At 71.7% G+C, this 21,907-nt stretch carries 22 protein-coding genes; 10 read left to right on the forward strand and 12 right to left on the reverse strand.

The window, feature by feature from the left end:
* Nucleotides 1-16: 16 nt before the first annotated feature.
* Nucleotides 17-349 carry a hypothetical protein gene (locus F0L46_RS10710; RefSeq protein WP_149817279.1) on the reverse strand — a complete coding sequence of 111 codons (333 nt, stop codon included), beginning with the start codon at nucleotides 347-349 and terminating at the stop codon, nucleotides 17-19.
* Nucleotides 350-635: 286 nt separating this feature from the next.
* On the opposite strand from F0L46_RS10710, the gene cysS reads away from it, so the two are divergent.
* From cysS to cimA, 3 genes are all read left to right on the forward strand, one after another.
* Nucleotides 636-1,961, forward strand: coding sequence for a cysteine--tRNA ligase (gene cysS / locus F0L46_RS10715; RefSeq protein ID WP_149817281.1), 1,326 nt, complete (start codon nucleotides 636-638; stop codon nucleotides 1,959-1,961).
* Nucleotides 1,962-2,160: 199 nt separating this feature from the next.
* Entirely contained in the window at nucleotides 2,161-2,658 is a 498-nt protein-coding gene (locus tag F0L46_RS10720; protein WP_149817283.1) for a GNAT family N-acetyltransferase, read from the forward strand.
* A complete protein-coding gene (gene cimA, locus F0L46_RS10725; protein ID WP_149817285.1) occupies nucleotides 2,655-4,247 on the forward strand; it encodes a citramalate synthase in 1,593 nt (530 codons plus the stop codon). The genes F0L46_RS10720 and cimA overlap by 4 nt, the downstream gene beginning before the upstream one ends.
* A gap of 250 nt (nucleotides 4,248-4,497) precedes the next feature.
* Here the strand turns inward: cimA and F0L46_RS10730 are convergent, their stop codons facing one another.
* On the reverse strand, nucleotides 4,498-7,071 hold the full coding sequence (locus F0L46_RS10730) for a hypothetical protein (protein WP_149817287.1): 2,574 nt from the start codon (nucleotides 7,069-7,071) through the stop codon (nucleotides 4,498-4,500).
* Between the two features lie 150 nt (nucleotides 7,072-7,221).
* Nucleotides 7,222-7,824, reverse strand: coding sequence for an LOG family protein (locus F0L46_RS10735; RefSeq protein ID WP_438646668.1), 603 nt, complete (start codon nucleotides 7,822-7,824; stop codon nucleotides 7,222-7,224).
* Between the two features lie 123 nt (nucleotides 7,825-7,947).
* Here F0L46_RS10735 and F0L46_RS10740 point away from each other — a divergent pair, with 123 nt between their 5' ends.
* Nucleotides 7,948-9,252 (forward strand): LysM peptidoglycan-binding domain-containing protein, encoded by a 1,305-nt coding sequence (locus F0L46_RS10740; protein ID WP_149817291.1) that lies wholly within the window; start codon nucleotides 7,948-7,950, stop codon nucleotides 9,250-9,252.
* Between the two features lie 9 nt (nucleotides 9,253-9,261).
* On the opposite strand, the gene F0L46_RS10745 is transcribed toward F0L46_RS10740, so the two are convergent.
* The gene (locus tag F0L46_RS10745) at nucleotides 9,262-9,876 is read right to left on the reverse strand and encodes a LysE family translocator (RefSeq protein ID WP_149817293.1); all 615 of its coding nucleotides are present in this window, start codon (nucleotides 9,874-9,876) and stop codon (nucleotides 9,262-9,264) included.
* 119 nt (nucleotides 9,877-9,995) lie between these two features.
* Between F0L46_RS10745 and F0L46_RS10750 the strand changes: the two genes are divergently transcribed.
* Both F0L46_RS10750 and F0L46_RS10755 read left to right on the forward strand, forming a co-directional pair.
* On the forward strand, nucleotides 9,996-11,906 hold the full coding sequence (locus tag F0L46_RS10750) for an ABCB family ABC transporter ATP-binding protein/permease (protein WP_149817295.1): 1,911 nt from the start codon (nucleotides 9,996-9,998) through the stop codon (nucleotides 11,904-11,906).
* 284 nt (nucleotides 11,907-12,190) lie between these two features.
* Nucleotides 12,191-12,889: a phosphatidylserine decarboxylase gene (locus F0L46_RS10755; protein WP_149817297.1), complete on the forward strand. Its 699-nt coding sequence runs from the start codon at nucleotides 12,191-12,193 to the stop codon at nucleotides 12,887-12,889.
* On the opposite strand, the gene gph is transcribed toward F0L46_RS10755, so the two are convergent.
* The 4 genes from gph to F0L46_RS10775 form a co-directional block, all read right to left on the reverse strand.
* The gene (gene gph, locus F0L46_RS10760; protein WP_149817299.1) at nucleotides 12,876-13,544 is read right to left on the reverse strand and encodes a phosphoglycolate phosphatase; all 669 of its coding nucleotides are present in this window, start codon (nucleotides 13,542-13,544) and stop codon (nucleotides 12,876-12,878) included. The genes F0L46_RS10755 and gph overlap by 14 nt on opposite strands.
* A gap of 126 nt (nucleotides 13,545-13,670) precedes the next feature.
* A complete protein-coding gene (locus F0L46_RS10765) occupies nucleotides 13,671-13,889 on the reverse strand; it encodes a hypothetical protein (RefSeq protein WP_149817301.1) in 219 nt (72 codons plus the stop codon).
* 97 nt (nucleotides 13,890-13,986) lie between these two features.
* Nucleotides 13,987-14,547 carry a YgjV family protein gene (locus F0L46_RS10770; protein ID WP_149817303.1) on the reverse strand — a complete coding sequence of 187 codons (561 nt, stop codon included), beginning with the start codon at nucleotides 14,545-14,547 and terminating at the stop codon, nucleotides 13,987-13,989.
* 127 nt (nucleotides 14,548-14,674) lie between these two features.
* Entirely contained in the window at nucleotides 14,675-15,547 is an 873-nt protein-coding gene (locus F0L46_RS10775; protein ID WP_149817305.1) for a lytic transglycosylase domain-containing protein, read from the reverse strand.
* A gap of 204 nt (nucleotides 15,548-15,751) precedes the next feature.
* On the opposite strand from F0L46_RS10775, the gene F0L46_RS10780 reads away from it, so the two are divergent.
* Together F0L46_RS10780 and F0L46_RS10785 are read left to right on the forward strand one after the other, a co-directional pair.
* Complete coding sequence (locus F0L46_RS10780) at nucleotides 15,752-16,144, forward strand: hypothetical protein (RefSeq protein ID WP_149817306.1); 393 nt, start codon at nucleotides 15,752-15,754, stop codon at nucleotides 16,142-16,144.
* A 126-nt stretch (nucleotides 16,145-16,270) separates the two neighbouring features.
* Nucleotides 16,271-16,771, forward strand: a complete 501-nt coding sequence (locus F0L46_RS10785; protein WP_240539947.1) for a hypothetical protein — start codon at nucleotides 16,271-16,273, stop codon at nucleotides 16,769-16,771.
* 49 nt (nucleotides 16,772-16,820) lie between these two features.
* Here the strand turns inward: F0L46_RS10785 and fghA are convergent, their stop codons facing one another.
* The 4 genes from fghA to F0L46_RS10805 form a co-directional block, all read right to left on the reverse strand.
* A complete protein-coding gene (gene fghA / locus F0L46_RS10790; RefSeq protein ID WP_149817308.1) occupies nucleotides 16,821-17,663 on the reverse strand; it encodes an S-formylglutathione hydrolase in 843 nt (280 codons plus the stop codon).
* A gap of 3 nt (nucleotides 17,664-17,666) precedes the next feature.
* Nucleotides 17,667-18,797, reverse strand: coding sequence for an S-(hydroxymethyl)glutathione dehydrogenase/class III alcohol dehydrogenase (locus F0L46_RS10795; RefSeq protein WP_149817310.1), 1,131 nt, complete (start codon nucleotides 18,795-18,797; stop codon nucleotides 17,667-17,669).
* A 136-nt stretch (nucleotides 18,798-18,933) separates the two neighbouring features.
* Nucleotides 18,934-19,338 (reverse strand): hypothetical protein, encoded by a 405-nt coding sequence (locus F0L46_RS10800; protein WP_149817312.1) that lies wholly within the window; start codon nucleotides 19,336-19,338, stop codon nucleotides 18,934-18,936.
* 29 nt (nucleotides 19,339-19,367) lie between these two features.
* Nucleotides 19,368-20,375: a TraB/GumN family protein gene (locus F0L46_RS10805; protein WP_188311919.1), complete on the reverse strand. Its 1,008-nt coding sequence runs from the start codon at nucleotides 20,373-20,375 to the stop codon at nucleotides 19,368-19,370.
* 188 nt (nucleotides 20,376-20,563) lie between these two features.
* Here F0L46_RS10805 and F0L46_RS10810 point away from each other — a divergent pair, with 188 nt between their 5' ends.
* Together F0L46_RS10810 and F0L46_RS10815 are read left to right on the forward strand one after the other, a co-directional pair.
* A complete protein-coding gene (locus tag F0L46_RS10810) occupies nucleotides 20,564-21,382 on the forward strand; it encodes a metallophosphoesterase family protein (protein ID WP_149817315.1) in 819 nt (272 codons plus the stop codon).
* Between the two features lie 57 nt (nucleotides 21,383-21,439).
* Nucleotides 21,440-21,664, forward strand: coding sequence for a hypothetical protein (locus F0L46_RS10815; RefSeq protein WP_149817317.1), 225 nt, complete (start codon nucleotides 21,440-21,442; stop codon nucleotides 21,662-21,664).
* The last annotated feature ends 243 nt before the right edge of the window (nucleotides 21,665-21,907 follow it).

Genomic DNA, 21,907 nt, shown 5'->3' on the forward strand with positions numbered 1-21,907 from the left:
CGGGGCGAAGCCCGCCTCACTGCCCGCAGGTGATCGCGATCGGGCGGGCTGTGGCAGGGGCTTCCGCGTGGGCGGGCGTGGTGCCCGTCACGTCCTCCGGGCGGGAGGGGCCGAAGGCCTCGGCGCGCACGAAGCCCTGCGCCTCGCACCAGGCGGTGGCGATGACCTGGCCGCATTCGGCGCCGGAGGCGAGGCAGTCGGCGACGCCGTAGCCGTCGCTTGCCGGGATCAGGAAGGTCGCTGACGCGGTCGCCGCCGCGCGCGAGGCGCCGTTGGGCAGCACCAGGAACGAGAGCGTGCAGGCGGCCACGATGGCGCTGAAGCCGAGGATCGCGACGGTGCGGCGCATGATGAATGCTTCCTGATGAAAATAGCGCAATTCATCCTCGTCGCGATGTGTAAACGGACCCTTAACGGTCCGCCTCGGGGGTGGGGAGGGCCGACGCCATGGAACCCGGCGGGCGGGGCGGCGTCTTGACGGATCCGCTCCCGAAAGGCAAATGCATGGGCGTCATGACAGCCCCGCGCATCCGCCTCGTCCCGACCATTTGCAGCTAGCGTCCACCGCTGGCTGGAGCCGTCTCGTTCGCGCGATCGATACCCTCTCCGGCCGGCGGCCCACCGGAGACCGTCCCATGGCGCTTCGCCTCTACAACACGATGACCCGGACGAAGGACGCCTTCGTGCCCATCGACCCGGCGCGGGTGCGTGTCTATGCCTGCGGGCCGACGGTCTACGACTTCGCGCATATCGGCAACGCGCGCCCCGTCATCGTCTTCGACGTCTTGTTCCGGCTCCTGCGCCACCTCTACGGCACGGATCACGTCACGTACGTTCGCAACATCACGGACGTGGACGACAAGATCAACGCGCGCGCCGCCGAGCGGGGCGTCTCGATCCGCGAGGTGACGGAGGGCACCGCGCGGCAATTCCGCGACGACGTGGCGGCGCTGGGCTGCCTGCCTCCCACCGTCGAGCCCCGCGCCACCGACCACATCGCCGAGATGCGGGACATCATCGACCGGCTCGTGGCGTCGGGCCACGCCTACGTGGCCGAGGAGCACGTCCTGTTCCACGTGCCCTCCATGCCCGATTACGGCGCGCTCTCGCGGCGCCCCCTCGACGAGATGGAGGCGGGGGCGCGGGTGGACGTCGCGCCCTACAAGCGCTCGCCCCTCGACTTCGTCCTGTGGAAGCCCTCGCCGCCGGACTGGCCCGCCTGGCCCTCGCCCGCCGGCATCGCGACGCCGGGGCGACCGGGCTGGCACATCGAGTGCTCGGCCATGGCGTGGCGGCACCTGGGCGAGGTGTTCGACATCCATGCCGGCGGCGTCGACCTCACCTTCCCCCACCACGAGAACGAGATCGCCCAGTCGCGCTGCTGCTTCGGCACGGACGTGATGGCGAACGTGTGGATGCATAACGGCTTCCTCCAGGTGGAGGGGCAGAAGATGTCGAAGTCGCTCGGCAACTTCCTCACCATCCGCGAGCTGCTCGCCGACTGGCCCGGCGAGGTGCTGCGCCTTGCCATGCTGCGCACCCAGTACCGCCAGCCCATCGACTGGACGCTCCGGTCGCTGGAGGAGAGCGCGCGCGTCCTGGAGCGCTGGTACGGCGCGGCCGGGCGCGACGCGGGCGATCCCGCCCCGGCCGTGCTGGAAGCCCTGTTCGACGACCTCAACACGCCTCTCGTCCTCTCCGAGCTCCACCGCCAGGAGGGGGCGGCGCTGGCCGGCTCGCTCGCGCTCCTCGGCTTCTCCCTCGACCCGGCGGCGCTCACGCGGCCGGGCGCGGCGGAGGTGGACGCGGCGGTCGTGGAGGCGCTGCTCGCGCGCCGCCGCGAGGCGCGCGCGGCCAAGAACTGGGCCGAATCCGACCGCCTGCGCGACGAGGTCGTGGCGCTGGGCGTCGTGATCAAGGACAATAAGGACGGGACCACGAGCTGGGAGGTGGCGCGGTGAGACCGCTCCTGCACCGTCGGCATGGCTACCCTCACCCGGGCCTTCGGCCCGACCTCCCTCATCGAGGGGGAGGTTGGCTCGGCTCCGCCGAGCATCTGCGCCGCCCGCAGGGCGGCAACCTCTCCCCTGGCGGGAGAGGTCGGCGCGAAGCGCCGGGTGAGGGGGGAACCACCACGCCCTGGTGCGCCGGAGAACCGTCATGACCCAACCCGCCCTGCGTCCCTACCTCCCCGCCGACGCGCCCCTTCTCGCGGCGATCTTCCAGGCCTCCGTCGAGGAACTGACCGGCGACGACTACACCGAGGCGCAGCAGGCGGCGTGGGCCTCGGAGGCCGACGACGAGGCGGCGTTCGGCGCGCGGCTCGCCGCGGGGCTCACCCTGGTGGCGACGCTCGACGGGACGGCGGTCGGCTTCGCGTCGCTCAAGGACAACCTTCTCGTCGATCTCCTCTATGTCCACCCGGACGCGGTGGGGCAGGGGGTGGGCACCGCCCTGTGCGACGGCCTGGAACGGCTCGCGGCCGCGCGGGGCGCCAAGGAGATCAAGGCGGATGCCAGCGACAACGCGGAGGGTTTCTTCACCGCGCGCGGATATCAGCCGCAGCGGCGCAACACCGTGACGATCGGCGGCGAGTGGCTGGCCACCACCACCCTCATGAAGCCTCTGGCCACCTCCCCCGCCGCGAGCCCCCGATGAATCCCGACCGGCTCTACCTCTTCGACACCACCCTTCGCGACGGGGCCCAGACCACGGGCGTCGACTTCTCGCTCGCCGACAAGATCGCCGTGGCGGGCCTCCTCGATCGGCTCGGGATCGACTACGTGGAGGGCGGCTATCCCGGCGCGAACCCGCTCGACACGGAGTTCTTCGCGACGAAACGCACCCGGCGCGCCCGCTTCACCGCCTTCGGCATGACGAAGCGCGCCGGCCGCTCGGCCTCCAACGATCCCGGCATCGCGGCGCTCCTCGACGCCGACGCCGACGCGATCTGCTTCGTGGCGAAGGCCTGGGACTACCATGTCCGGGTCGCCCTCGAGATTTCGCTGGAGGACAACCTCGCGGCCTTGAGCGAGAGCGTCGAGGCGGCGCTCCAGCGCGGGCGCGAGGTCATGGTCGATTGCGAGCATTTCTTCGACGGCTACAAGGCGAACCCCGCTTACGCCCTGGCCTGCGCCCGCACGGCCCACGAGGCAGGCGCGCGCTGGGTGGTGCTGTGCGACACCAACGGCGGCACGCTGTCCGACGAGGTGGAGCGCATCGTGGCCGAGGTGGCCCGGGTGGTGCCGGGCGCGGGCCTTGGCATCCACGCGCACGACGATTGCGGCTGCGCCGTCGCGAACTCGCTTGCCGCCGTCAGGGCCGGCGCCCGCCAGATCCAGGGCACGCTGAACGGCCTGGGCGAGCGCTGCGGCAACGCCAACCTCGTCACCCTCATCGGCGCCCTGAAGACGAAGCAGCCCTACGCCTCGGATCTCACGATCGGCGTCGACGGCGAGGCCCTCTCCACCCTCACCTCCGCCTCCCGCGCCCTCGACGAGATCCTCAACCGCGCCCCCAACCGTCATGCCCCCTTCGTGGGCGCCTCCGCCTTCGCCACCAAGGCCGGCATCCACGCCTCCGCCGTCATGAAGGAACCGCGCACCTACGAGCACGTGGGGCCCGAGACCGTGGGCAACGAGCGGCGGGTGCTGGTGTCGGACCAGGGCGGGCGCTCGAACATCCGCTCCGAGCTGGAGCGCATCGGCATCGTGCTCGATCGTGACGACCACCGCATCGGTCGCGTCCTCGACGAGGTGAAGCGCAAGGAGGCCCTCGGATACGCCTTCGAGGGCGCCGACGCCTCGTTCTACCTGCTCGCCAAGCGCGTGCTCGGCGAGGTGCCCGACTTCTTCCACGTCGAGCGCTTCAGCGTGAAGGTGGAGCGGCGCTACAACGCGCTGGGCGAGCTCACCACGGTGGCCGAGGCGATCGTCAAGGCGCGCATCGGCGACGAGGTCACCCTCTCGGCCGCCGAGGGCAACGGCCCCGTCAACGCCCTCGACCTCGCCCTGCGCAAGGACCTCGGCCGCTACCAGCACCTCATCGCGGACCTGCGCCTCGTGGACTACAAGGTGCGCATCCACCAGGGCGGCACCGACGCCGTGACCCGGGTGCTCATCGAGTCCGGCGACGCCACGGGCGTCACCTGGACCACGGTGGGCGTCTCCCCCAACATCATCGACGCCTCCTTCGAGGCGCTGACGGACTCGATCGCCTACAAGCTGATGCAGGCGGAAGGGCGGTAGTCGCGGCGTCGGCGTTCCAGACCGGACCGTGGTGGCGGCGTTGTCGCGCCGCACCCCCCTCTCCATCTCTCCCCCGCAAGGGGGGAGAGGGATCACCGGCATCCGCGCGCAGACCGCTGGAGTTAAGGCGAGACCGGCGTGCCCCCCTCTCCCCCCTTGCGGGGGAGATGCCCCGAAGGGGCAGAGGGGGGTCGGCGAGGCAGATGCCTCGCCGTGCCACGGAGCGATCAGGCGAACCCCGAACGAGTCATCACCGCGGCTCCGAGCGGACGCTGCTGACGCTGTCGCGCAGGAAGCTCGTCGCGACCCGCAGGTTCATCGCGGCGCTGAACATCTCCTCGCCGGCCTTGGCGTCGTTGCCGCCGATCTGGGCGTTGGCGGTCTTCAGGGAGGCCTGCGCCTCGCTGATCTGGACCCGGGCGGCGTCGAGCCCCTGGAGCTCCTTGCCGATGCGCCCGTCCGGATCGCCGCCGCGCTGGAGGCGGTCGTTCAGCTCCGTCTGCCGCTGGCTGATGAACCGGTCGGCGTCGGCCGTGTAGGTGTTCAGGTTCTCCAGATCCCCCCGCATGGCGGACCCGCCGACCGAGCTTCCGCCTTGGATCGTGAGATAGTCCTGCCAATTGCCCTGCGCCGGCTCCGGGGCGCCGCCAGCCAGCGTGTTGGCGCGCTGGAGCGTGTCGGAGCGCATCGCCGCGAGCCCCGGATTGGTCTGCGCGATCGTCGCCCGTTCCTCCAGCTGGGTCGCGATGGTCTGGCGGGCCTGGTTGAGATTGCCGACGGCGCGGACCTGGCCTTGCGCATCCGTGAGGGCGCGCTCGGCCTCCAACATCTGGCCGTCGCCCGCCCGGCCGGTCTCCAACCGGTCGAGACGCTTGTCGAGGTTGGCGAGCGAGGCGGCGGACGAGGTCATCGTCCCCTCGACATTGGTCATCTGGAACCGCCCGCCGCCGCCGAAGGCGTCGGCCGGCATCTGGGCCGCGAGGGCCGGCAGGTCGGCGACCTGCTCGCGGCCCGTGGCGAGCTGCGCCTGGGTGGCGCGGCCCTGGAGCCAGACCGCCGAGGCGTTCGGGTCGAGGATCTCGCCGCTGCGCTGCTCGGCGACGGCGCCCATGACGGCGGCGTTGCCGACGCCCGTGCCGCCGGCCAGGACCGCTTCGGCGTGGCGCATGAGACCGTCCGAGTGCCGCAGCGAGCGTCCCTCGGATTCTTGGGCGATGTTGCCCGTCTGGCGCTGCCAGGATTGGTAGCCGTCGGTGAACCGGTCCGTGACCTCGCTGCCGGCCTTGTCGAGGCGCTGCATCTCCTGGCCGATCGCCGTGCGCAGCACCTGGATCTCGCCCGCCCGGCTACCCGCCTCGCCGGGGGCGGGGCCGGTGGCCGAGCGCTGCTCCGCCTCGAGCCTCCGGTCGAGCTCGCGCAGCTCGTTCTGGCGGCCCTTGAACACGTCCCGCATGGTCTGGGCCTGAGTCTCAACCGTGGCGCGGCCGTGCAGGTCGGTGGCGCCGGGCTGGGCCATGGTGTCGGCCATGGTGGCGACGCGGGCCTGGGCCTGGGAGAGGTTCGTCGCCGTAGAGTCGGCGGGGCCCGACAGGGCCTGGTCCGCGTCGCGCTGCACCCGCGCCTCGAAGGCGACCGCCTCGGCGGCGCGGGAGGTCTGGAACTCCAGGGGGTTCACCGTATGGTGCGGGACGCCGTTCGCGGTCGCGGCTCTGGTCTTGCCCAGGGTCTCGTTGGCAGCGTCAGACTGCTGCCCGGCCGCCTTGAGCGTAGTGGCGAGGTTCGCCATCTCCCAGGCCTGCGAGCCCGGCGTGCGCAGCGATCCCGGCGACTGGCGCTCCAGCTCCTGCGCCCGGGTCTCGAGCTGCTGGATGCGGCTCTCGCGCCCGGCGGCGTTCTGGCCGTGCAGCGTCTGGACCTGGCCCGCCACGGTGGCGAGCGGCGTGCTGCCCGTGTCCCAGCTCACCCGCCTGTTGTCGACGCCGCCCGCGAGGGAATCGTTCGAGAGGCGCGATGTGTCGGAGGAGCGAAGGCTCAGGATCTGGTCCGCGGCCGCGAGCGTGCGCCCGGGATCACCCGAGGCCGTCGCCGCGTTCGTGGCCTGGCTCAGCGTGCTGCTCACGGCCTCGCCGCGCGCCTCGCGCGCCGCCTGCTGCTGGGTCTGGTTGGCGCGGTAGCGGGCATTGGCGGTGAGCTCGCGCTGGCCGGCCTGGACCGCCACCTCGGAGCGGTTGAGCACCGAATAGGCCTGCTGCGAGGCCTGCGAGAGCTCGCGGCGCGCCTCCGCCGAGGTGGGCTCCTGGTTGTAGCGCTCGGTCGCGCGCTGGAGCTTCTCCTGCGCCTGGCGCAGGTCGCGCTGGCTGCCCCGCAGCCCGCTCTCGATGGTGTCGCGCACCGCGGGGGCGAAGCTCGGGTCGGCCTGCACCCGCTGGAGCGTCGAATCGACAGCCTCCATGCGCGGCGCGAGGGCGGTCTGGAGGCGTTGCGCGTTCTCCCGCGCCATGGGGCCGACCTCCTGGCCGGCATTCGGCGTGCCCACGGGGAAGCGGGCGTCGCCGCGCTCCAGGTAGAAGGTGTAGCTGCCGGGCGAGACCGGCGCCTGGCTCGTCTGGGACGATCCCGTCGCCTGGGCCATGACGAGCGGCGTCTGCGCCGTGCGGCTCGCCGCGTTGCTCTCCTGGGCCGTCCCGGTGCCCTGGGCCGTGCCGGCCCCCTGGGTCGCGTTCGTGCCTTGCGTTCCGGTCGTCCCCTGGGTCAGGGTGAAGCCGGTCTGCGGCTGATAACTTTGGGGTATATCTCTCTGGGGAACATTACTAACGAGAGTCATACAAAACTCCTCCGCCTCATGCGTTTGCCGCATTGTATATGATTTGAGGCGTGACGAGTCAAACGCCTGAATGCCCTTCAGGTGTCCAAAACCGCAGGGAGTGACGAGTCCGGCGCCGGCTCGGGCAGGAGCCGCTCGTTGGTAGGCCTTCTAGAACCTGGTCTCGATCGCCTCCGCCGCGCCGGGGCGGGGCTCCGCGCGGCTGGCGGCCTGGGTCAGCATGGGGATGACCTCCTCGACCCGCTCGGCCACGAGATAGTTGAGCTCCAGGCCCTCGCGGATGAAGCCCTGCTCGCGCATGTGGGCGAGGAGCGTGAGGAGGGGGCGCCAGAAGCCGTTCACGCTGAGCAGCAGGATGGGCTTGCGGTGGCGGCCGAGCTGCGACCACGTCATCTGCTCGACGAGCTCCTCCAGCGTCCCGATCCCGCCGGGCAGCGCCACGAAGGCGTCGGCCCGCTCGAACATCATCTGCTTGCGGGTGTGCATGTCGGGGACGACGATCGTCTCCTGCGCCTCGTCGAGCATGCGCTCGCGCCGCTTGAGGAAGTCGGGGATGATGCCCGTCACGTGGCCGCCGCCCGCCAGCACCCCGCGCGCCACGGTTCCCATGAGGCCGACGTCGCCGCCGCCATAGACGAGGTTGAGCCCGGCCTCGCCCATGGAACGCCCCAGGGCTTCCGCCGCGGCGGCGAAGGCGGGGTCGGTTCCGGTGCCCGAACCGCAATAGACGCACACGGAGCGGAGCACGGAGATGGGGATGACGGGGCTCAGAGGGGGCGCCGCGGGATCGAGACGCATTGTTTTTTGTCCTTTTGATAGTAGGTTAACGCGAAATCAACGGGTCGAGGGCTTGGCTGGAACCTGGTGGAGGCGTTCGTGGTGGGTCGTACGAGAGAAGTCGCTCTGGCGGTTTTGGGCCTTGGGGCCTTTGGCGCCTTCGTGACCGTCTTCGGCGCCCTTCGGGACGAGGTGGCGCCCGTGACTCCCGTGGCGGGACCGGCCGCGACGGCGCCCGCGACCGCGGGAGCCGACTCGAACGCGGCGCCCCGCTCCACGGTTCCAGGCCCCTCCACGGCGGCCCTCGTGCCGCCGGCATCCCTTGCTCCCGAGGCCGCCCCGCCGGCACCGAAGCCCGCCGCGGAGGCGCCGCGTCCATCCTTCGACGTGGTGCGCGTCGAGCCCACCGGCGAGAGCGTGATCGCGGGCCGTGCCCAGCCGGGCGCCATCATCGAGCTCCTGCGCAACGGCGAGGTGCACGACCGCGCGGTCGCGGACGGGGCGGGCCTCTTCGCCTTCGTGCCGCCGCCCTTCCCGCCGGGGCCGAGCGAGGTCTCCCTGCGCGCCACGCCCGCGGGCGGCGAGGCGGCGGTCTCGCTCCAGAGCGTCACCGTGGTGGTGGCGCCCCGCCGCGACGAGAGCCCCGTCGTGGCGCTTGCCACCCCCGGCCAGCCTACCGCCGTCCTGTCCACGCCCGCGGCGCCCGCCGCGCCGACCGCCCCGCCGTCGGCGGGCAAGGAGACGCGGCCGCTCGTGAAGGTCGAGACCGTCGAGGCGGAGGAGGGCGGCCAGCTCTACGTGTCGGGCCGCGCGGCGCCCGGCGCCACCGTGCGCCTCTACCTCAACGAGACCCTCGTGGCCTCCGGCGCCGCGACGCCGGACGGGCGCATCTCCTTCTCCATCCGCCGCGGCGTCGCGGCCGGCGACTACCGCGTGCGCCTCGACGAGGCGGGAGGCGAGACGGGCTCGGTGGTCTCGCGCGCCGAGGTCACCTTCGCCATGCCGCAGGCCGGCGCGGTCGCCCAACCCGCACCGGGAACCGATCCGGCGAACCGTGCCGCCGCGACGGGCACGCCCGGATCCCCGAGCCGGACCGCCGAGGCGTCCGCGAAGCCCATGGGGCCGGCTGGCGTCAATCCCGGCGGCGAGCCGGGCCGCACCGTCACCGCCTCGGCCGATCCCTCGGGCGGCCCGCGCATGGGCGAGCCCGGCCTCGTGGTGGTGCCCCAGATCAGCACGGCGGCCGTGACCCGGGGCGACAGCCTGTGGCGCATCAGCCGGCGCATCTATGGCTCCGGGCTTCGCTACACGGTCATCTACGACGCCAACCTGCGCCAGATCCGCGATCCCGACCGCATCTATCCGGGCCAGGTCTTCGTGGTGCCGGGCGAGGCGGCGCGCTGATCCGGGCCGTCAGGGGCGCCTGACGAGGGCGAGCCCCGCGGCGGCGCCCATGAGAAGCCCGCCCGTGATCCGCTGGCGCAGCCGCCCCCGCGCCGCCAGAACCCCCGCGACCCGCGCCGCGAGCAGCGCCCAGGCTCCGTCGAGCACGACCGCGAGGCCGAGAAAGGTTGCTGCGAGCAGCACGAGCTGCCCCGTCGCGTCCCCGGCCGGGTCGACGAATTGCGGCAGGAAGGCCCCGTAGAACAGGAGCGTCTTGGGGTTGGCGAGGGAGACGAGGACGCCCCGCCCGTAGATCGTCCAGCCTGAGCGCGGCTGCGCCTTCGCCCCCGTGAGGTCGTGAGGGGGCGCCGTCCAGGCCCGCCATCCGAGATAGGCCAGATAGGCGACGCCAACCCAGCGCAGCGCCTCGAACCAGGCGGCGAGCCATGCGAGCAGCGCCGTCATGCCGCCCACCGCCACCGCGAGCTGGAGCACCATGGCCGAGCTCGTTCCCGCCATCGTGAGAAGCCCGTAGCCCACCCCGTGCGCCACGCTGTTGGCGACGATCAGCGCCACGTTCGGGCCGGGGACGAGGATCAGCACGACGACGGCGGCGACGAAGGCGAGGTAGAGGTCGAGGGGCATGGGGGCAGGTCTCCGGGGCAGCCGAACGAGGCTAGCACGCCCACGTCCCGTCGCTTCAAGGGGTCGCGCCGCGTCTCCGGGAGGCCTATATCGAGCGCCGCGACTCGATCGGACAGCTGATGCCTCCCCATCCCAATGCCCCGGCTCCCGCCGGCGCCACGCCGCCCAGCGCGCTACGGCTCACCATGCAGCGCCTGTGGCCCTTCCTCTGGCCCCATGGGCGCCCGGACCTGCAGCGGCGGGTGTTCCTCGCCTTCGGGCTCCTCATCGTGGCGAAGCTCGTCACGGTCGGCATGCCCTTCACCTTCAAGTGGGCCACCGACGCCCTCGTGGCGATCACGGGCCAGGGCGGAAGCGGCGCGCCGGCCCCCTCGACGCATTGGCTCTGGGGCGCGCCGGTCCTGCTCACCGTCCTCTACGGCGCCGCCCGCATCCTCATGGCGCTCCTCACCCAGGTGCGCGACGGGCTCTTCGCCAAGGTCGCGATGCACGCGGTGCGCAAGCTCGCGCTGCAGACCTTCCAGCACATGCACCGCCTCTCCTTGCGCTTCCATCTGGAGCGCAAGACCGGCGGGCTCACCCGGGTGCTGGAGCGTGGGCGCAACGGCATCGAGGAATTGTCGCGCCTCATGGTGCTGACGCTCATCCCCACGATCTTCGAGTTCCTGCTGGTGCTCGGGATCCTGGCCTACCAGTTCAACTGGCGCTACTCGGCCGTGGTGTTCGTGATGGTGGTGCTCTACCTGGCCTACACGTACCAGGCCACCCAGTGGCGGATCTCGATCCGCAAGCGGATGAACGAGTCCGACACGGACGCCAACACCAAGGCGGTGGACTCGCTCCTCAACTACGAGACCGTGAAGTATTTCGGCGCCGAGAGCCGGGAGACGGAGCGCTACGACCGCTCCATGGAGCGCTACGAGCGGGCCTCGACCCAGACCTACACGTCGCTCGCCGTGCTCAATTCCGGGCAGGCGGTGATCTTCACCATCGGCATGACGATCGTGATGATCCTCGCCGTGCGCGACATCCGCGCGGGGGAGCAGACGATCGGCGCCTTCGTGCTCGTCAACGCGATGCTGATCCAGCTCTACATCCCGCTCAACTTCATGGGCATGCTCTACCGGGAGATCAAGCAGGCGCTCATCGACATCGACGAGATGTTCCACATCCTGGAGCGAAACCCCGAGATCGAGGACCGCCCCGGCGCCCGGGCGCTCGCCGTGACCCAGGGCACGGTGCGCTTCGAGGACGTGCACTTCTCCTACGATCCCGAGCGGCAGATCCTCAAGGGCGTGAGCTTCGAGGTGCCGGCGGGCCGCACGGTGGCGATCGTCGGACCCTCGGGGGCGGGCAAGTCCACGATCTCGCGCCTCCTGTTCCGCTTCTACGAGCCGGGGCGCGGGCGCATCACCATCGACGGGCAGGACATCGCGGGCGTGCAGCAGGAGAGCCTGCGGGCGGCGCTCGGCATGGTGCCGCAGGACACGGTGCTGTTCAACGACACGATCGGCTACAACATCCAGTACGGCCAGTGGGACGCGGCGCCGGAGGCCGTGCGCGAGGCCGCGCGGCTCGCCCAGATCGACCGCTTCATCGAGTCGCTGCCCGAGGGCTACGACACGCCCGTGGGCGAGCGGGGGCTGAAGCTGTCGGGGGGCGAGAAGCAGCGCGTCGCCATCGCCCGCACGATCCTGAAAGGCCCGCCGATCCTCGTCCTCGACGAGGCCACCTCGGCGCTGGACACCTTCACCGAGAAGGAGATCCAGGACGCCCTCGACCGGGTGAGCCGCGGCCGCACCACCCTCGTCATCGCCCACCGCCTCTCCACCGTGGTCGGCGCCGACGAGATCATCGTGCTGGACAAGGGCATCGTGGTGGAGCGCGGCGACCACCTCCAGCTCCTCGCCCACGGGGGCGTCTACGCCGCCATGTGGAACCGCCAGCGCGAGGCCGACGAGGCCCGCGAGGCCTTGAAGCGCATGGAAGCCGAGGAGGGCGTGCGCCTGCGCCAGAACGTCGAGGCGTGAGGGCGTTCCTTTCGAGGGAAAAGGGGCTGACACCAGCTCTCTCGACCGGCCCGCTCATTCGACTCACCACCCTCGTCCTGAGGCGCCCCGCAACGCGGGGCCTCGAAGGGCGCTCCAGGGATCTCCGGACGGCTGTGGCAGGCGTCCTGCGTGCTTCGAGGCCGGGCTTCGCAAGGCACCTCAGCATGAGGGGGTGGGAGATGGGGAGAGGGCGCAGGCCGCAGTTGACGGGCGCGCCCCTATGCGCCATCCGACCCGTACATTTGTTCGAGGAGTGAAGAGCCGTGGACTTCTACGAGTCGATCCGCAAGGCGCTGGTGCCCATCCACAAGGAGGGCTACCCCTTCATCCTGATCGGCCTTGCCGCGACCCTCATCCTGGCCTGGCTGTGGTCGCCGCTCGGCTGGATCGGGGCGATCCTCACCGTGTGGGTGTGCTACTTCTTCCGCGATCCGCCCCGCACCACGCCCCAGCGCGACGGGCTCGTGGTCTCGCCCGCCGACGGCCGGGTGAGCCTCATCACCACGGCCATGCCGCCCGCCGGGCTCGATCTCCCGGCCGAGCCGATGCTGCGGGTCTCCATCTTCATGAACGTGTTCAACTGCCACGTGAACCGCGCCCCCGTGACGGGCACGATCGCGCAGCAGCTCTACACGCCGGGCCTCTTCCTCAACGCCGAGCTCGACAAGGCGAGCGACGACAACGAGCGCAACGCCCTCGTGATCGAGACGCCGCACGGGCGCGTCGGCGTGGTGCAGATCGCGGGGCTCGTGGCCCGGCGCATCGTGAGCTTCGTGAAGCCGGGCGACAGCCTCGGGGTGGGCGAGCGCTTCGGCCTGATCCGGTTCGGCTCGCGCCTCGACGTCTACCTGCCGGCGGACGCGCGTCCGCTCGTGGGCGTGGGCCAGAACGCCATCGCGGGCGAGACGGTGCTCGTCGACCTGAAGGCCCAGGAGCCCCCGCGCCAGTTCAGAACGAATTGAGCGCGTCGGGAAGGTCGGGGAAGCGGTCGATCAGCCGCTCGGCGCCGAACTCGCCGGGCGCGCCGTGGGCATAGCCGTAGGACACCGCCACCACGGGCAGGCCCGCCGCATGGCCCGCCTCGACGTCGTGGTGGTTGTCGCCCACCATCGCGGCGCGGCCGGCTTCGATGCCGAGCCGCCGCAAGGCCTCCCGCAGCGGCGCGGGATCGGGCTTGCGTTGGGCAAGTGTGTCGCCGCCCACCACGGCGTCCATGAAGCGGTCGAGGGCGAGCGCCTCCAGGATGGCGCGGGTCGCGGCCTCCGGCTTGTTCGTCACCACCGCGAGCCGTAGGCCCGCCGCCTTGAGGCGCTCCAGGGTCTCGACGACGCCCGGATAGGGGCGGGTGTGCCGCGAAGCGTCGGCCTCGTAGATCGCCAGGAAGCGGGGCATGAGGCGGGCGGCGTCGTCCGGTGCGCCGCCTGTGCGGGCGAGGGCGCGCTCGACGAGCACCCGCGCCCCGTCTCCGATCATCGCGCGCGTCTCGTCGAGATCGACCGCCCGCAGGCCCTGCTCGGCGAGAAGCCGGTTCAGCGCCTCCATGAGGTCGCGGGCGCTGTCGATGAGCGTGCCGTCGAGGTCGAGAAGAACGGCGTCGAAGCGCTGCGGCCGGTCCATCGGGTCTGCCTTTCGGTGGTGACGGCGCCCTTCCTAGCCGATTTTCGCGCCGGGTCGCCCCTCAAACGACGACGGCCCCCCGCTCGCGCGGAGGGCCGCCTGAAGAGAAGGTCCTGGCCGGAGCGATCAGGGGCGCGGGGCCGTGCCGCCAGCCGGAGCGCCGCCCGGGGTCGCCGGGGCCGTGGTGGCCGGAGGCGCCGTCGTGGCGGCCGGGGGAGCGGTCGTGGTGGCCGGAGGCGCCGTAGTGGTGCCGTTGTTGCGGGTGCTGCCGGTCTGGTCGGCCGTGTTGTCGCAGGCGGCGAGGGCCAGCACCGCGAAGATCGGCGCGATCTTGATCAGTCGCATGGGTATCTCCCAATGGGTTGGACTGTCCGGTCAACTCGTGAGGGCGCGCAAGGTTCGCCCCCGGCGCCGGCCCGGCCCCCCCGGGAGAGGGCGCCGGTCAGGCCGGGACGGAGCCCGCCGGAGCGCGCTGCGCCTCCTCGCGGGCGGTGGTCCACAGGGCGAGGAGAACGCTCGACACCGACAGAACGTCGCAGGTGAGGCCGAACACCGAACCCACGACGATGTTGTGGCCGATCCAGGCGCCGCTGCAGGCGAGGAGAAGGAGGCGCATCCGCTGGATGTCGGGCTGGAGGCGCGCCGCCGCCGCCAGCAGCGCGCCCGTGCCCGCCAGCGCCGAGGGCCAGCCAGTCCAGGTCGCGACCGTGAGGGCCGCGGCGGCCGCGCAGGTGAGGGCGAAGAAGCCACCGAGCCAGGCCGGCCGGCCCCCACCCTCGATGCGCGTGGCGGCGAGGCTCTGGAGCAGCGAGATCACGCACATGGCCGCCCCCGTGGAGGAGCCCAGGCGCAGGAAGTGGATGCAGAACAGCCCCGAGCACAGGGCCGACGCGGCGAGCAGGAGGTTGCGGCGCGGCATGAGGCCGACGCAGGAGCCCACGAGCACGGCGAGGGCGCCGAACGGCTCGAGAGCCGGCAGGAGATCGAGGATGGCGGGGAGCATGGGAGCAGCGAGGCGGGCGCGACAATGCGCCGGTTCGTTGCTTCGCGCTCCTCACGCTGCGTCAGTCAATCCCAGGAAAAACACGGTATCGCAAGACGTTAACCAGTCGTTAACGATTTGGGCGGCCTTAGCTGGGCAGGACGATGCAGCTGCCGCCCGTCGCCCTGATGCGGCCGCACAGCTCGTCCGCCGCCCGCCGGGTCTGGGCCGGCACGCGGATGCGGTAGAAGGGGCGGGTGCCGCGGCTGCGCATCCGCGTGCCGATGATCATCGGCCGGACGTCGCCGAGCAGGGAGGCATAGGAGGTTCGTGCCCGCCGGAAGGACGCGAGCGCCAGATCCTTCGAGAAATTGCCGGCAAGCTGCACGCCCCAGGGCGCCGACGGCGCGAGCGGCCCGTCGCCCGCCCCGTCCCGGCCCGGACGGCGCAGGAGCGCGGTCGTCTGGAGGCAGGTGGTGGCGGGGGGCGCCTCGCCCTCGGGCCGCGCCGCCGGGTTGCGCGACTCCTCGGCCCATTCGTCGGCGGAGCGGCCGGTGATGAAGCGCACATAGGCGAGGGTCTCGGCGCGCAGCTCGTCGCGCCCGGCAAGCCAGTTCGCGACCCGGTTGGGCCCGCCATTATAGGCGGCCGCCGCGAGGCCGTGATTGCCGAAGCGGCGTTCGAGCTCGGTGAGAAAGCGGGCGGAGGCCGCGATCGCCTGCTCGGGATCGAACGGGTCCGCGAGGCCGCGCTCGGCGGCGGTGCCCGGCATGAACTGAGCGACGCCCTGCGCGCCGGCGGGGCTCACCACGCCGACGCGGAAGCTGCTCTCGCGCCAGATCAGGCGGGTGAAGAAGTCGACCGGCAGGTTGTGGGTGCGGGCGGAGCCCTCGATGAGGCGGCAGAGCGCCTGCTCCACGGTCTCCGTCTGTCCGCCCGCCGCGGCCGGCGCCTCGGCGCGCGCCCCCAGGGCAAGGCAGAGCGAGAGAGGGATGGCGCACCATGCCGATCGGCCGCGCATCGGCGAAGTCCTTCGAGGGAGCGGGGCTTGAGCCTGGCGCCGGAGAACCGGGCCTGCGGGCGCCAAACGAACCCGCTTCCCCCACGATCCGTTCCGCGCCCCGCGGCTGCCCCGGCTCGCGATCGTACCAACTCGAAACTTTTGCCCTTCGGGCCCCGTTCATCTTCGCTGTAGCACGTTGACCCGACACAGATGGAGTCCCGCATGAAATCCGTTCTTTTCGCCGCGTTCGTCGCTACCCTCGGCGCCGCGATCGTGCCCGCGCAGGCGCAGGCGCAGGCACCGAGCGCCGATCCTCTGGTCCGGCTGGCGCAGTTCGGCGGCTACTACGAGGGCAGGCCCCAGCGCTACATCGAGGGACCCGTCTATCGCCGGGGGCCCTCCTACCAGGAGGAGGAGGCCTACGATCCCCGTCCCCGCCGCCGCTATTACGAGCAGGAGGAGGCCTATAGCCCGAGGCCGCGCCGGGCCGGCCGCTTCGGCCAGGCCTGCGAGACCTCCCGCGGCACCTGCTACGTCAATCCGCAGCCGATCGGATCGCGCTGCCGCTGCGACATTCCCGGCTTCGGCCCCAAGCGCGGGAACGTGGCCTATTGAGGCGCGACGCCGCTCGGGCAGGGGCGGCCGGCCGCTTCCTGCCCGACCCCGCTCCGGGCTCGTCCAGGAACGAAGGCCCGGGTGCGCGGTTTTGTCCTAGTCGGTCCATAACAAGGAACCACCGGGATGAAACGCCAAGTCATTCATGCTCTGAGCATTGCCGCGCTGACCCTCACGGCCGGCCAGGCCTTCGCCACCTGTTCCGACGAGCTCGCCCGTCTGACGCCCGGAACCACCACCGGGTCCGTCACGGGTGAGCCCGCGACGGGCGGACGAATCGCCAAGGACGGCAGCAACGCCCCGCTCCAGACGGGCGCGGGCTCCGCCCAGTCGACGGCGCAGGCCAACCGGCCGGCTTCGGGTCAGGGCGGGATCGCCAAGGACGGCCAGACCATGCCGCTCGCCGGCGCGCCGGGCGGCGGCGCCAACGTGGCGACGTCCGGTCAGGACGCCCAGGCGCAGCAGCGCCCGAACCAGCCCGCCAGCACCTCCGACAACCGCGCCGCCGCGCCGACGAGCCATTCGCCCGCGATGATGGCGGCCCTCGACCGCGCCCGGTCGATGCATCAGCAGGGCAACGAGGCCGGCTGCATGGATGCGGTCAACGAGGCGAAGCGCCTCCAGTAAGCTGGTTTCCCCAAGGGCGGCGGCGCGCTCCGCGCCGCCGTTCCACGCCTCAGCGCGCCAGGCGCTCGGCGTGCCACCGGAGGTGATCCTCCATGAAGGTGGCGATGAAGTAGTAGGAGTGGTCGTAGCCCTCCTGCCGGCGAAGGCTGAGCGGCATGCCGGCCCGCGCGCAGGCCTCCTCGAGCCACTCGGGCTTGAGCTGGCTCTCCAGGAAGCTGTCGGCCGTGCCCTGGTCGACGAGGAGCCCGTCGAGGCGCGCCCCGTCCTCGATCAGCGCGCACGAGTCGTAAGTGCGCCAGGCTGCCCGGTCCGGGCCGAGATAGCCCGTCAGCGCCTTCTCGCCCCAGGGGCAGTTCATCGGCGAGGCGATCGGCGCGAAGGCCGAGACCGAGCGGAAGCGCCCGGGATTGCGCAGGGCGATGGTGATCGCCCCGTGCCCGCCCATGGAATGCCCGGTGATGCCCTGCCGGCTCATGTCGAAGGGCAGCTCGGCCAGCGCCTCCGGCAGCTCGCGCTCGATATAGGAGCGCATGCGGTAGTGCCTGGAGAAGGGCTCCCGCGTGGCGTCGACGTAGAAGCCGGCGCCGAGCCCGAAATCGTAGGCGCCCTCCGCGTCGTCGGGCACGCCCTCGCCGCGGGGGCTGGTGTCGGGCGCCACGAGGCCGAGGCCGAGCGCCGAGGCGATCCGCTGCGCGCCGGCCTTCGCGGTGAAGTTCTCCTCCGTGCAGGTGAGCCCGGAGAGGAACCAGACCAGCGGCACCGGCCCCCGCTCGGCCGCGGGCGGGAGGTAGGCGGCAAAGCGCATGGGCGTGCCGGTCTCCCGCGAGACGTGGCGGTAGGTGCGCTGCTCCCCGCCGAAGCAGCGGGCCTGCGAGACGAGCTCCAGGGCCATGGTTCAGTACACCACGACGGAGCGGATCGACTTGCCCTCGTGCATGAGGTCGAAGGCGGTGTTGATCTCGTCGAGCGGCATGGTGTGGGTGATGAGGGAATCGATGTCGATCTTCCCCTCCATGTACCAGTCGACGATCTTCGGCACGTCGGTGCGGCCTCTCGCGCCGCCGAAGGCCGAGCCCTTCCAGACGCGGCCCGTGACGAGCTGGAACGGGCGGGTCGAGATCTCCTGGCCCGAGGGCGCCACGCCGATGATGATGCTCTCGCCCCAGCCGCGATGGCAGCATTCCAGCGCCTGGCGCATGGTGTGGATGTTGCCCACGCATTCGAAGGAGAAGTCGGCGCCCCCGCCCGTGAGGTCGACGATCGCCTGCACGACCTTGTCGCGCCCGACCTCGTCGGGGTTGACGAAGTGGGTCATGCCGAACTTGCGCGCCATCTCGGCCTTGGCGGGGTTGAGGTCGACGCCGATGATCTTGTCCGCGCCCACCATGCGGGCGCCCTGGATCACGTTGAGGCCGATGCCGCCCAGACCGAACACCACGACGTTCGCGCCGGGCCAGACCTTGCCCGTGTAGATCACGGCGCCCAGGCCCGTGGTGACGCCGCAGCCGATGTAGCAGATCTTGTCGAAGGGCGCGTCCTCGCGGACCTTCGCCACCGCGATCTCCGGCAGCACCGTGTGGTTCGCGAAGGTCGAGCAGCCCATATAGTGGAACACGGTGTTCGAGCCGCGGCCGCCCGTGCTCTCGCAGCGAAACCGCGTGGTGCCGTCGGGCATCACGCCCTGGCCTTGGGTGCCGCGGATGGCGGTGCAAAGGTTCGAGCGCTGGGACAGGCAGGTTTTGCACTGCCGGCACTCGGGCGTGTAGAGCGGGATCACGTGATCGCCGACCTTCACGGAGGTGACGCCCGCCCCCACCTCGCGCACGATGCCGGCGCCCTCGTGGCCCAGGATCGCGGGGAACTTGCCCTCCGAGTCGAGCCCGGACAGCGTATAGGCGTCCGTGTGGCACACGCCCGTGGCCATGACCTCGACCAGGACCTCGCCGGCCTTCGGCCCCTCGATGTCGATGGTCTCGATGGAGAGCGGCTTGCCCGCCTCCCATGCCACTGCCGCACGTGTCTTCATGGGACGTCCTCCTGCTCGACTTCTTGGGCGCTCGTGCGCCTGGCGATTCGGAGGCCATCTAATCCATCGATCGATAGAGCCGTCAAGCGCATCGCGCCCAAAACGATAGGCATCATCTATCGATCAAGTGGGTTCCTCATGGGGACTTCGCCTCCGCCACCACGTTCGCCGCGAGGCTTCCCTCAGTGCCGAGCTCGCGCCAGACGGTGGCGCAGGCGGCGTTCCGGTCGCCCGCCATGCCGTTGGAGAGCATCACGAACCGCGTGCGGATCCGCCCGCCGAAGGGCCCTTGCAGGCGCAGGTCCGCCGCCGTGGAGCCGCGCTGGCGCAGGAGGCCGTCGAAGGCCTCGGGGTTGATGCGAAAGCCGCAGATGTTCGCCGCCGCGTAGACGTAGGCCGCGGTCTCGACCGCGAGCGGGGAGGGCGGCGTGATCTCGCCCGGGGACGAGGGAGGCGTGGGCGGCGCGGCCGCGCCCTGGCTATGGGCCGGGAGGGCGGCGAGGATGAACGCGAAGGCGAGGGGAAGGGCAGGGAGGGGCATGACAGGCCGTCCTCTTCGTGTGGATGGAGTCATTGCAGGGGAACAGGTACGACGGTCCAGCCGCGCTCGCGCAGCCGCGCCACGACGCCGCCCTCGCCGATGAGGTGGCCCGCCCCGAACGCGGCGAACAGGCCCGCCTCCCGGCGCAGCAGCCGGTCGATGCGGTCGGCGAAGAGCGCGTTGCGGCCGGCATAGAGCCGCCCGTCGAGAGCATCGACCGCCTGGCGCGTGGTGTCGTCGACGAGGTAGCTCAGGCCTACCGCGACGGCCCGGTCGATGCGGCCGGCCCCGTAGGAGCGGATCAGCGCCGGGACATGGGCGTCGTCGCCTTGCGCGCGGCGCAGCGCCAGGGCGAGGAGCTGGACCTGGTCGGGCAGGGGCAGGTCGAGGCCGCTCGCGCGCAGGGCGGCGTCCTGGTTCTCCAGGGCGTGGATGGGTTTCCCGAGCGCCCGCGCCCAGTCCTGCAGCAGGAGATCGGCGATGAAGGGGGATGCGCCCGCCTGGTGCGGCCCGAGGCAGCGCGCGCCGCTCAGCCGGCGGGTGAGCGCGAAGGGACCGGCCCGGTCGGCCTGCTCCTGGGTGATCCCGTAGCGGCGCAGCTCCGGCTCCAGGAGCCCCGGCGCGAGGCGCTCCACGGCCAGGCTCAGGGGCTCGCCGCGGCCCACCATGAAGATCGGATGCTGGAAGCGCAGCGCATCGCGGTTGGGCGTCGGCAGGCCCGCGTCGACCTCCACGGCGAGGCGACGCGAGGCCAGGAACGTCTCGTAGACGCGCGGGGGCAGCCAGGTCGCGATGCCGTGCGGGATGTGGAGCGTACCGTAGAGGTGTCCCGTCGGGCGGCCCTCGGGATCCGACACGGCCCAGAAGCGGGAGCCGCCGTTGCTGTAGCGCTCGGGGCGGGCCGCGATCTCCCGGTCCACCGCCGCTTCCAGGTCCTGCGGCGGCGCGGTGGCCGTGATGTTCTCCAGCGAGCAGGCCGCGCGGGCCGCGGACCCGAAGACCAGAAGCCCCGCCAGAAGTCCCGTCACGAGAGGCATGACGCCGCGAACGCATCCGCCATGCCGCATGAGCCCACTCCCTTGCGTTGTACGGGGGCGGGAGTATGCCATGGGCCTGACGCAACGGAAGGGCCGAAACGCCGGCCGGGCTTGCGGAGGGCGGGCCGGCGCCCTCCGCAAGCCCCGTGGATTGGGCTGCGGCGGCGCGAGGGCGGGGACGATCCGAGATGCGCCTGTTCATCCTGTCGGACCTGCATCTCGAGCGCCGCGCGCTGGAGAGCATCGCGGTCGAGGCCTCCTTCGACGCCCTCGTCTGCGCGGGGGATCTGTGGGAGGGCGAGCCCCGTGCCGGCGTGCGGGCCGTTGCGGCGTTGAGCCGCGGGCGCCCCGCCGTGATCGTCCCAGGCAACCACGACCATTACCGCAGCGGGCCCACCGATCCCCGCGCCTGGCCGGACCTGCTGGCCGAGCAGGGGGAGGAGGCGGAGCGCCTCGGGATCGCGGTGCTGCGCGGCGGGGCGTCCGTCGAGATCGCGGGCGTGCGCTTCGTCGGCGCGACGCTCTGGAGCGACTGGGCGCTCGCCGCGCGCTGGGCACCCCCGGGGGGAGCCGCCGACGCCGTAGCGGAAGCGAGCGCCCGCGTGCTCGACGCGCGGACGGGGTCGCGGGAATATCGCGGCGCCATCCTCGGCGCCGACGGGCGGCCCTGGAGCCCAAGGGACGCCATGGCGGCGCACGAGCGCGACAAGGCGGCGCTCGCGGCCGCGCTCGCCGCGCCCTTCGCCGGGCCTACCGTCGCCGTGACCCATCATCCGCCCCTCGTCGAGATCGTCGACCCCTATCGCGGCGAACCCGGCGTACCCTGGTGGCTGCCCGCCTTCTACGGCACCCGCGCGCTCGCCGAGCTGCCGGAGGCCGCGCGGCCCGCGGTCTGGGTCTCGGGGCACTTCCACGCCGGGCACGATGTCATGGCGGGCCGCACGCGATGCGTCGCGAACCCCGTCGAGGGGCGGACCTATCGGCCGGATCTCGTCGTGGAGGTTTGACGCTAAGGGAGCGAAACCCGCTCCGTGCCGGCGCATTGGCTTCGCAGGAGGTCCGTCATGTCCGTCTTTCTCGCCGTCGTCCTGGTCTGCGCGACGGCCACGCCGGTCGAGGCCTGCGACGACACGACCGCTCTGGAGATCCGCACCGTCAAGGTCGAGAACGAGCTCGGCTGCACGATGGGATGGCAGGAGATCATGGCCCGCGCCACCGGCGACACGCCGGCCGAGGAGGGCACCTACCTCAAGACGGCCTGCCGCCGCGTCCGGTCGCCGGCCCTCTAGGCGTTTCGCCATATGGTTTCTGATCGATAAATCCAGGCGCTGGGGCACCTCTCGATAGAGATCGCCTATGGGTCCATGCGCATCGGGCGATTGCGCAAGGGGCACCGCTCTGATGCAATCGGAAAAAATACGAGGAGGAAACGCGTGATCCTACGTTCCATGATCGCCCTCGCCGCCCTTTTCACGGCGTCCGGAGCCGCTTTTGCCCAGGACGCCGCGGCCGGCGAGAAGGTGTTCGCGCAG

It is taken from the genome of Salinarimonas soli, from assembly GCF_008386575.1.
GTDB classification, from domain to species: Bacteria; Pseudomonadota; Alphaproteobacteria; order Rhizobiales; family Beijerinckiaceae; genus Salinarimonas_A; species Salinarimonas_A soli.